Raw genomic sequence first — 10,857 nt, 5'->3', positions numbered from 1 at the left:
ATTACTGAAGTTTTGCTATTTCTAGTGCACTTCGACAAGACATTGAAAAACAATATTTTTTGTTTCCCAACTGCCTGCGAGTGCCCACACAGTTTGCTTGATATATTGTTAAAGAGCGTTGACCTTGTCCAGGTCAGGGATGCGTATTCTACGCATTCCGTGTTGTTCGTCAAGCGTTTAAAGCGACTTAATTTTCTGTCTCTCAAACCCTTGTGACCGTTGGCGTGTTGCCCCGTGTCAGTGGATGCGCATTATAGGGAACCGCGGATTTTGCGCAAGGGCTTTTTTGACAAAAACAGGCCTTTGGTGGCCAACAGCCTAAACACCCAGCAAAAACACAGCTTAACCACAGAGTTACTCACACAGGGAGGCATCATAATTATCTTTGCGGTCATTTATCGAGCAGTGGTGAGGAATTTAAGGATTCAAGATCACATTTATGGCGCTTGCCGCACTCCATCATTACTCTACATAGCTCAATTGAAGCTATGCTGTTATCGATGACATGGACTCTATTGTTCATAGGCTCACATACCCTACATATTCATCCACTTTGAGATTGGACTGCCGATGAAGTTATCCCAGTATCCTGTTTATATTCAGTCTGCCTTGTTTGCCCTTGTGCTGGCCTTGGCCGGTTATTTTTTTATTGCCTGGACTGCGCCTTCACTGACTCCCGCCATCCTTTTTGCGCTTGGCTTGCTGCTGGGAGGGCTGATCGTCCCCTTGCTCACCCGCTCCCCCGAGCCTGAAGTCATTCCAACTACTACCTTATATGTAGGCAATCTGCCCTACCGGGCCAACGAGGCGTCGGTAAGAGCATTGTTCGAGGGCTTTGGCCAGGTGTTATCGGTCCGGCTGATGAAAGACAAACACACCGGCAAGCGCCGTGGCTTCGGTTTTGTGGAGATGCCCAGTGACGCGGCTCATTCCGCCCAGCAGGCGCTTAACGATTCGGAGTTTCAGCAGCGTACGTTGAAGGTCAGAGAAGCCAATGAGCGTAAAGATGAAGAAGAGGGTAATGATCAGGCTCAGCCCTGATACCTGATGTGAGTTCTGAGAGACCTAAAGCCTGAATTCCTCGAGCTCACCGAAGCCTTCGTTAGTAAAAGTCCCGGCCTGCTGCCGGGACTTTTTCGTTAACCGGGTACAGAAAAGCAGTCCCTTCCCATCATGACAGCCCGCCCCCCTTCGAGTAGATGTCTCCTCTAACAACAAAGTGGAGACTCGACGAGCGATGGCCGCTCCGGAATCGATAAGCCTGGCCTTGGGAAGACAGAGGCTTACTTCGTCTGCCAGCAGCGGAAAATGAGTGCAACCCAGCACTATGGTGTCCGGCCCTTTCGGCCCACGCCAGGGCGCCAGTATCTGCTCCAGGCGACGCATGTCGACCGGCTGACCCGAGAGCTTGTCTTCCGCCATTTTCACCAGCTCTGTGGTGCCCAGCAAAGACACCTGCAGATCGGCGGCAAAGCTCTGGATCAACTCGGCGGTATAGCGGCGAGACACGGTGCCCGGCGTGGCCAGCAGGCCGATATGGCCCGGTTCGCCGGCTAAGGAGTGAGTTTGATGAAGCCGACGGCTGTATTCGGCGGCGGGCTTGATGGCCGGCACCACCCCGACCACAGGGATGTGCAGTCGCTCGCGCAGTGTTGGCAGCACGTGGGTGCTGGCGGTGTTGCAGGCGATAATGGCGGTATCGACGGGGTAGCGCGCCACGAAGGCTTCGAACAGCTCGACGACACGTTCGACCAGCCGCGACTCGCTCAGCTCGCCATAGGGGAAGCAGGCGTTATCGAACAGGTACAGGTATTGATGACCCGGCAGGGTTTTGCTGACCTCACGATAGACGGACAGGCCGCCCATACCGGAGTCGAAAATAAGAATGTTTGCCACTGACAGCCCTCGCTATGCAAGGACGTCATGATAACGCCAAAAGCGGCCATGAAAAAGCCGGCACAGAGGCCGGCTATAGAGTAAAGCTGTCTATCAACACAGGGCATGTCGGACAAAGGGCCAACTTCACGACGCGCTTCACTGAATGCCACTCACTAAAAAATCTGCTGCGAACATACTCAATGTTCGGTCAAATTTTTTAATTCGTCACGGCGAGCAGAACTCGCTCCATGTACGCTCGGCAAATGCCATCCATGGCATTTGTTCGGTCGTGAAGCCGTTCCCTTTGCCCTCCTGTCAAACTATCACGCCACCGGTAATTCGGCAGCAATTCACGCTGACTGGAGATTCAGAAGCGATAGTCGGCACCGACGTAGAATTCCATGTCTGGGGCGTCGTAGCCATCTACCACCTGATAATCTTTATCGAACAGGTTGTTGATCTTGCCGTTCAGCGTCAGTTGCTGTGTCAGCGGGTAACGGGCGCCGATATTCCAGATGGTGTAAGAAGGCATTACAACGTCACTATAGGCACTGTCGTTACGCTCACCTACATACAAAGCCTGAGCAAACAAATTGGCGCCGGCTACATCGATATCGCCGGTCCAACTGGCCTTGCGCTTGGCACGACGAGCCAGTTGCCGCCCTTCATTATTTCCATCCTTTGCATCGGTGTAATCGTAACTAAGGGTATGATGCACAAGGCCAGTTTCGGCTTTCACTACCACTTCTATCCCTTTGATCAAGGCATCGGTGTTTTTCGTTGAGTTAACGTTACCACCTTGATAAACGATCAGATTATCAATTTCGTTACGATAAAAATTCAGTTGCCAATCCAGCAGACTATAATTACCACCCAGCCCCAACTCCCAGTTTTCAGATTCTTCAGGATTCAGCTCAAGGTTACCGCCAAAGCCATACAAATTACTAAAGGTTGGTGCCTTGAAGGCAGTTCCATAGCTAACTGATGCTTTATGCTGTCCCGGTAATTCAACCCCAATGGCGCTTTGCCAGGTACCATGAGTGCCAAACTGCTCGTTATCATCTACCCGACCTGTCAACTCCAGTGAAACCGGCGACCAGCGATGGAATACCGAAGTAAATACGCCAGTGTTATCTCGCATAGGTGAAATATTTGCCGTTGAACGTGCTAGTAGGTGATCTTGTTGCCAATCCATACCTGCCAGCACGTTGCCGCGCTCGGAATAGCTGTACTGAATCAGACCATCGATACGAGTGGTAGCAGTGCTGGTATTGGAAGTAGTCTGGTGACCTGCGAACTTATTCCAGTCTTTCGCCTCGTACTCACCATAACTGGCATTCAGTTGACCGTTCAGCAACTCATCCTGATAACGAATGCCGGTATCAACCTGATAGGTTGTTGTCTGATTGGAATCAGAGCCCGGGCTTCCCCATACAGGCTCGTAGAAATCATACTCAAGATTATTTTCCCAACCATTAAAGTTGGCATCCCAAGTCCAGTTCTGATTCAGCTGATGCTCGATCCCTAAAGTTAGATTTTTGCTATCGAAGCTATCCCGATCAGTCTGAGAATTCGCTGGCTTGACATCATAACCACGAGTATCCCTGTAACCGGTGGCCAGTTGCAGGCGGGTGGCGTCTGTTACCCACTGGTTAATGGAGACATCGGCGGCATAGTAGTCGTTGCTGCCGGTGGTTACGCCCACTTGGGCAGTATTAACCTGGGAGGTGGTAATAATATTGACCACGCCACCGATGGCCTTGGAGCCATAGATGGCGGCGCGGGGGCCACGAATGTACTCGATACGCTGCACGTTATTGACCGGCAACTGGCTGAAGTCAACGTTGGAGTTGACCATCTGCGCCATGGGACGGCCATTGAGCAGCACCAGCACATGATCGGAGTTAGTCCCGCGTACAAACAGGCTACTGTTTTGGCCAATACCCCCATTCTGGCTACCAAACTGCATGCCCGGCAGGGTTTCGAGCAAGTCGACCAGTGAACGGGGCTGGCGGCGTTCGATCTCGGCCTTGGTGATCACTTCAACCGGGGCCAGGGCGCTGGTGAGCGGCTGCTCGACCCGGTTGTAGATGGTGATATTGGTGGAGTCTGATGAATTCTGAGCAAAGGCGGCCCATGGCAGCAAGGCTACTGCCAACAACTTTTTGGACATGTTCTTCCCTAAATCGCGTAGTGATCGCCAACAGGCCATTCCTATTGGCTCTTTGGCAGGTATTCGGGCTTGAAGGCTCGGGCCATGCCCACCTAGACGACGACTTCCCACCCATTTTTGATTGGGCAGTGCCTGGGATGAACCCGTGTCGTGTTCGTTCCTCTTTACCGCTGCGCGCCAGCTCCGGATTTGCACCGGATTCCCGTTTATGCCTGTCGGCACCAAAGCGGGGGCATTATAGGAAAAGGGGGCTTGACTGTATATGCACACGCAGTAGTCAAATACGCATAATTCATCATAAAAATTAATATGATGCGGATCGCAACCAAACAAGATTTACATATCGGCAACATGCGGCTATTTGTTAGGCTGCAGTCACTCAGGATCAGGCTCGGCGCCAACAGCGCCCAAGGAGAGAAACAATGGCAAACGACCCAAACAGCAAAAACAAGCAGCCCAGCCGAGGCTTGCACGAACTCTACGCCGAAGACCCCATCAAAGCCGATGAGCTGGTGTGGGATCGAGAAACCGATGCGGGCAGCCGCCGGGGCTTTCTCAAGCGGGGCGGCCTGCTGGCCATGGCCACCGCCATCGGTGCCAGCATTCCCTTCGCCAACAACATGCCGGCCGGGCTGATTCCCGCCGCCTTTGCCCAGTCCGACGAACCGTTTTCCATACCGGGCAAGGAAGGCCTGACCATTCTCAACGACCGACCGATCAACGCCGAAACTCCCCCTCATCTGCTGGATGACGAGGTGACTCCGGCCAAGCACATGTTTGTACGCAACAACGGGCTGCTGCCGAATGTGAAGGCGCTGGACCCGGCCACCTGGACCCTGGAGATCGCCGGTGAGTCTTGTGAAAAACCCACCACCTTCACCCTGGCCGAGCTGAAATCCCGCTTCAAGCATCATACCTATCAGCTGGTGGTGGAATGTGGTGGCAATGGCCGCAGTGAATTTGTGCCTGCCGCCAGCGGCAACCAGTGGACAACCGGGGCCATTGCCTGCCCCCGCTATACCGGTGTTCGGCTGAGAGATGTGCTGGAAGCCTGCGGCATCAAGCAGGATGCGGTCTATATCGGTTATTACGGTGCGGATCTTCATCCCAGCGGCGACCCGGCCAAAGCCGCCATCTCTCGTGGCGTGCCCATGTCAAAGGCACTGGAAGACGAAACCCTGATCGCCTGGGCCATGAATGATGAAGATATTCCGGTGCTGAATGGTCACCCGTTGCGGCTGGTCTGCGGCGGCTGGCCCGGCTCGGTGTCGGGCAAATGGCTGAAGAAAATCGTGGTTCGCAATCAGGTGCATGATGGCAACAAGATGGCGGCCCCGTCTTATAGTGTGCCCAAATATCCGGTGGCTCCGGGCACCCAGGTACCTAATGAAGACATGGAAATCATCGAATCCATGCCGGTGAAATCGCTGATCACCTTCCCCAAAACCGGCATCACCCATCCGCAGGGAGAGTCTCTGCTGGTGCGCGGCCACGCCTGGGCCGGCGATCTGGAAGTGACCGAGCTGCATGTTTCCATCGACTTTGGCGTTACCTGGCAAAAGGCGGATCTAAAAGCCCCGGCCAATCGTCTGGCCTGGCAACACTGGAACAGCGAGCTGAGCTTTTCGGAAAAAGGCTATTACGAAATCTGGGCCAGAGCCGTCGACAGCGAAGGCAAGGCACAACCCATGGTGGTACCGGGCTGGAACCCCAGAGGGTACCTCAACAACGCCTGTCACCGTATCGCGGTACAAATTGTCTAGGAGGACGTGATGGCACATCCTGTTGCCTTGAGTTTGTTACTGCTGGGTCTGTCTTCTACGCCGGCGCTGGCCGCCGAGCTGGATCCGCAAACCGGCTTTATTATCGCCCCCGGCTGGGAAACGGTACGCAACAACTGTACCGCCTGCCACTCCGCAAAACTGGTCACCCAGAACAGCGGCAGCCGCGAACACTGGCTGTCACTGATCCGCTGGATGCAGGACAAGCAGGGGTTGTGGCCGTTCGATGCCAATACCGAGGACACTATTCTGACTTACTTGAGTAGCGCATACGGTCCGAAAGAAGGCGCGCGTCGCCCACCGCTACGAGCCGATCAACGGCCAGAAAACCCCTATAGCCAACCCGCCAAGGCGGATTAATCACGCAAGCGCCACCCGGCGAATACCGGTAACCAAAAACAACGCCGCCGCGCCCCATGGCCCGGCGGCCTTTTTGTTTTGGCTATTCGTTTTATCCCACTTCTGGCGCTAAAGAAACCCGGCGCCTGGGCCGATATACTCCTTCGAATTTTCCGGCAACAGTCGCTTCAAAAACGCACTCGCTGGCAACTCGCCTTGACGGGCAGCACCTGGAATGTATTAACGCTATCGCCCCGGTGCTGGCCGGCACGGCCGGTGTTTCATCATAAGCAATATCTCATAACTTATGTGGATGCTGGGGCTGGTTTTTCTTTCTCGTCACCCTCGCGAAGGCGGGGGTCCAGTGTCTTTACAGAAGAAGCGCAGGCTGGCAAATCTGCGCTACAGGCCCTGGATTCCCGCCTTCGCGGGAATGACAAGAGAGGGCGCGCGGGAATGACGACAGAACCACACAAGTTATGCGGGGTTACTTAGGCTTATCCTGTTGCCGCCAAGACATATAAGCACTGACCAATATAAAAAAGGAACATGACGTGTCATCACATACTCTGGTAAAAACGGCAGCCGCCGGCATGCTGCTCGCCGGGCTGACCGGTTGCGCCAACCATTTACCCGCAGAAATCGTTAACTCCATGGATATGGATCGGGAGTCGGCTCGTCAGGACTATTCCTTTCAGGTTCAAGGAGTTAACCAAAGGTTTATTGATCAACCATCGCCCGGTTTCAGCGTGATCGAGCAGGAGTCCTTTAATGTCACCACCTACTCGGTCAATAAAACACTCGATGTTTATACTCCCTACCAGCCCTTGCGCGAGCTGTATGAGTTTCCGGGCGGCATCATCATGACGGCAGGCGGCATCGTCTTGTCGATAGCCGATGTGCTGCCTTTCTTTGGCATGCTGCCAGACGTGATGACCAAGGATCTGCTGGCCAATGGAGTCTCCGGCATCAACCCCTTCATGAATATCGAAAGCCAGGCCCGAAGCGAGAAAAAGATGCTGGGCACACCCGAGCGTGAGGTGATCGATCAAAAGATCGAGAAAATCGAGTCGCCACTACGCCAGTTCAACTTGACGGCCGCCCTTGATGCCAACATTGCCTCGCTGGAAACGGATGAAAACGGTCTGTTGTTGGTAGACCTGCTGTCTTTGATGGATGGCGATACGGCACCAGGCATGCTGACCCTGAGTGCAGTCAACGCCAGTGGAGAGCAGGTGAGCCATGAATTTCCGCTGACGCGCAAATTGTCTGTCCGTCTGCTGCAGGCCAAACAACTGATGGCCAAGTATCAGCAGATTGACGGCGACAAACTGGAATTGCCAAAGGCAGTTGAAGATCTGAATACCCTGAGTCGCTGGGGCTTTGAACACAAGGTCCGCCGTCTGGAACAGCAAATCCGCGAAAAGCTCGATAGCCAGCAGCGGCGGGACTTCGATCAGCAACTGGCTCAGGCGCTGGCCGGATAACAACCATCGATAGCGGCCAGCTATAACCCGACAGATAACATCGGTATCCGCTCAGTAATTGATGCTGATATAGGGCACCTCTTCGGTGCCCAGCCGATCCTTGATGGCCACGGTCAATACGAAGAAGAAGTTGGCCAGCACATTGGCAAAACGGGGCAGGGTTTCATCGAACGTCCTGCCCTCTTGTTCCAGCCTTACCAGCATGCGCACTATTTTCTTGCCGGTACAACGACACAAATGCAACTGCGGCACCGGGGCCGGTCCTCTCGGCAGCACGAAGCCGGTGACTCGCCCTGCCGTTTCCTGCTGATAGTGACTATATCGCGCTTTCAGCCACTCGATATCCCGCTCGAAAATGCCGTTCTTGCCCCTGACCGAACCGTTAAGGTTATAGATCAGCGGTTGTAGCTGCTCCAGATCATGTCGAATGTCGTCAAACCCTTGAGGCAGCATCGACAGCACCACACCGATATGACAGCACAGCTCGTCGGTAAGAATTTCATAATCGCAGGTCAGTCGGGTCTCGAAGATAAAGGGATAACACCATTCCCGCAGATCTTCCGGTTTTTTACGGCGCATCGCCATTTCCTTTTGTTTCATTCCGTTAGCAAAGGCTGCAGTCTGGCAAAAGCTCCTTGCGAGCACCAGACCGCCGCCCGATAACTGGACAAATTCGCCGCAGGCCGTAGAATTTGCGCTTCGTTTTACAGAGAGGCAACTCATGAGCACAGTGGTCACCCCGCAAACCTACCAGGCACAGTTGGATGAAAAGGCCGACCGGCTTCGGGAAATCTTCGCGCCCTTTACCGCACCGACGCTGGACGTGTTTGCCTCCGAGCCCGAACATTACCGCATGCGCGCCGAGTTCAGGGTCTGGCATCAGGATGAAGATCTCTACTACATCATGTTTGATCAGGCCACTCGAGAGAAATATCGGGTCGACCAGTTTCCTGCCGCTTCAACCCTGATCAACCGGGCCATGCCGCTGCTGCTGGACGCGCTCAAGCCCGATCCCGCGCTGCGCCGCAAGCTGTTTCAGGTCGACTTTCTGTCATCATTGAGCGGCGAGCTGGTGATTAGCCTGCTCTATCATCGCCAGCTGGACGATGCCTGGCACAGCGCCGTACAGGGCGTGCAGGCACAACTGCAACAGCAGGGCATCACCGCCAGCATCATAGGCCGGGCCAAGAAACAGAAATGGGTGGTAGGCCAGGACTATGTGGTGGAAAAACTGCAGGTAGCCGGCAAGGAACTGGTCTACCAGCAGGTGGAGAACAGCTTTACTCAGCCCAATGGCCGCATGAACGAGCGAATGCTGAGCTGGGCCGTGGAGGCCACCCAGGGAGCCAGCGGCGATCTGCTGGAGCTGTATTGCGGCAACGGCAACTTCTCGCTGGCGCTGGCCGCCAACTTCCGCCGGGTACTGGCCACCGAAATCTCCAGCTCTTCGGTCAAGTCGGCCCAGTACAACATTGCCGCCAACACTATCGACAACGTGACCATACTGCGCATGTCGGCGGAAGAATTCACTCAGGCCATGCGCGGCGTGCGCGAGTTTCGCCGCCTGCAGGGCATCGATCTCGCCAGCTATGAGTGCAACACCATACTGGTGGATCCACCCCGGGCCGGACTGGACGAGGAAACCGTCAAACTGGTGCAGGAATACGACAACATCGTCTACATCTCCTGCAACCCCGACACTCTGCGCCAGAATCTGGACACCCTGTCACAGACGCACGACATCAGTCGCTTCGCCCTGTTCGATCAGTTCCCCTATACCCATCACATGGAAGCCGGGGTCTACCTGACTCGCAAGTGAGGGGTAAGAGGTGAGGAGTGAGGGGTAAGGAGGCTCTCCTTACCCCTCACGTTTCACTCCTTACAGCCTGAACAGCAAAAAGGGGAGCCGAAGCTCCCCTTTTTCATGTCATGTCCGGAATCAATCCAGCATGTAGTTTTCTGGCAGGCTGATGCGAGCCACACCGGATTCCACGGCAGCCACGGCCACGGCGCGGGCGACGCGAGGCAGCAGACGCGGGTCCATCGGCTTGGGAATCACGTAGTCCTTACCGAACGTCAGCGCATCGTAACCGGAAGCATTCAGCACTTCCTGCGGTACCGGCTCTTTGGCCAGTGCGCGGATGGCGTCAACGGCAGCAACTTTCATCTCGTCGTTGATACAGGAAGCGCGAACGTCCAGGGCACCACGGAAGATGAACGGGAAGCACAGCACGTTGTTCACCTGGTTCGGGTAGTCGGAACGACCGGTACCCATCACCAGATCCTGGCGTACGGAATGAGCCAGCTCGGGCTTGATTTCCGGATCCGGGTTGGAGCAGGCAAAGATAACCGGGTTCGGCGCCATCAGTGCAACGGCTTCGGCCGGCAGTACGTCGGGACCGGAAACACCGACGAATACATCGGCGTCGGTGATCACGTCTTCCAGGGTGCGCTTGTCGGTGTTGTTGGCAAACAGCGCCTTGTATTCGTTCAGATCGTCACGACGAGTGTGGATCACACCCTTGCGGTCCAGCATGTAGATGTTTTCGCGCTGGGCGCCACACTTGATCAGCAGTTCCATACAGGCAACGGCGGCGGCGCCGGCACCCATACACACCACGCGTGCTTCGGCGATGTCTTTACCCTGAACGTCCAGGGCGTTGATCATGCCGGCCGCGGTCACGATAGCGGTACCGTGCTGGTCATCGTGGAACACGGGGATGTTGCAGCGTTCGATCAGCGCCTTTTCGATTTCAAAACACTCGGGTGCCTTGATATCTTCCAGGTTGATGCCACCGAAGGTATCGGCAATGGCGGCCACGGTCTGAATAAATTCTTCGGTGGTACGGTGCTTGACTTCGATATCCACGGAGTCGAGGTTGGCGAAACGCTTGAACAGCAGCGCCTTGCCTTCCATTACCGGCTTGGAGGCCAGCGGGCCCAGGTTACCCAGCCCCAGAATGGCGGTACCGTTGGTGATAACGGCAACCAGGTTACCCTTGGCGGTATATTTGTAAGCGTTGTCGGGATCGGCGGCGATTTCGCGCACCGGCTCGGCCACACCCGGGCTGTAGGCTAAGGCGAGATCCTTGGCGGTTTCAGCCGGCTTGCTGATTTCAACGGAGATCTTACCCGGTGTAGGTAAGGCATGATAATCGAGCGCTTTTTGACGGAAGTCGGTCATTCTACGAGTACCCTG

At 55.1% G+C, this 10,857-nt stretch carries 9 protein-coding genes and 1 riboswitch; of the genes, 5 read left to right on the top strand and 4 right to left on the bottom strand.

What is annotated here, in order from left to right:
• Positions 1-570 precede the first annotated feature (570 nt).
• Complete coding sequence (locus ABD827_RS09055; protein WP_344964257.1) at positions 571-1,041, top strand: RNA recognition motif domain-containing protein; 471 nt, start codon at positions 571-573, stop codon at positions 1,039-1,041.
• A gap of 24 nt (positions 1,042-1,065) precedes the next feature.
• Here the strand turns inward: ABD827_RS09055 and murI are convergent, their stop codons facing one another.
• On the bottom strand, positions 1,066-1,896 hold the full coding sequence (gene murI, locus ABD827_RS09050) for a glutamate racemase (RefSeq protein WP_344964255.1): 831 nt from the start codon (positions 1,894-1,896) through the stop codon (positions 1,066-1,068).
• Between the two features lie 349 nt (positions 1,897-2,245).
• Positions 2,246-4,051 carry a TonB-dependent receptor domain-containing protein gene (locus tag ABD827_RS09045; protein ID WP_344964253.1) on the bottom strand — a complete coding sequence of 602 codons (1,806 nt, stop codon included), beginning with the start codon at positions 4,049-4,051 and terminating at the stop codon, positions 2,246-2,248.
• Positions 4,052-4,088: 37 nt separating this feature from the next.
• Positions 4,089-4,292: riboswitch (cobalamin riboswitch) on the bottom strand.
• Positions 4,293-4,473: 181 nt separating this feature from the next.
• Between ABD827_RS09045 and ABD827_RS09040 the strand changes: the two genes are divergently transcribed.
• From ABD827_RS09040 to ABD827_RS09030, 3 genes are all read left to right on the top strand, one after another.
• Entirely contained in the window at positions 4,474-5,814 is a 1,341-nt protein-coding gene (locus ABD827_RS09040) for a sulfite oxidase (protein WP_344964251.1), read from the top strand.
• 9 nt (positions 5,815-5,823) lie between these two features.
• Positions 5,824-6,192 (top strand): hypothetical protein, encoded by a 369-nt coding sequence (locus tag ABD827_RS09035; protein WP_298721819.1) that lies wholly within the window; start codon positions 5,824-5,826, stop codon positions 6,190-6,192.
• A 533-nt stretch (positions 6,193-6,725) separates the two neighbouring features.
• Positions 6,726-7,658 (top strand): hypothetical protein, encoded by a 933-nt coding sequence (locus ABD827_RS09030; RefSeq protein WP_344964249.1) that lies wholly within the window; start codon positions 6,726-6,728, stop codon positions 7,656-7,658.
• A 51-nt stretch (positions 7,659-7,709) separates the two neighbouring features.
• On the opposite strand, the gene ABD827_RS09025 is transcribed toward ABD827_RS09030, so the two are convergent.
• A complete protein-coding gene (locus ABD827_RS09025) occupies positions 7,710-8,237 on the bottom strand; it encodes an ATP--cob(I)alamin adenosyltransferase (protein WP_298721813.1) in 528 nt (175 codons plus the stop codon).
• 142 nt (positions 8,238-8,379) lie between these two features.
• On the opposite strand from ABD827_RS09025, the gene trmA reads away from it, so the two are divergent.
• Positions 8,380-9,477, top strand: a complete 1,098-nt coding sequence (gene trmA / locus ABD827_RS09020; protein WP_344964247.1) for a tRNA (uridine(54)-C5)-methyltransferase TrmA — start codon at positions 8,380-8,382, stop codon at positions 9,475-9,477.
• A gap of 120 nt (positions 9,478-9,597) precedes the next feature.
• Here trmA and ABD827_RS09015 read toward each other — a convergent pair whose 3' ends face one another.
• Positions 9,598-10,842, bottom strand: a complete 1,245-nt coding sequence (locus tag ABD827_RS09015; RefSeq protein WP_298721807.1) for a malic enzyme-like NAD(P)-binding protein — start codon at positions 10,840-10,842, stop codon at positions 9,598-9,600.
• Positions 10,843-10,857: the final 15 nt, after the last annotated feature.

Source organism: Oceanisphaera sediminis, from assembly GCF_039539745.1.
In the GTDB taxonomy this organism is placed as follows: Bacteria; Pseudomonadota; Gammaproteobacteria; order Enterobacterales; family Aeromonadaceae; genus Oceanimonas; species Oceanimonas sediminis.
The sequence above is the reverse complement of the archived record's forward strand: the minus strand, read 5'-3'. Positions and strand labels throughout refer to the sequence as shown.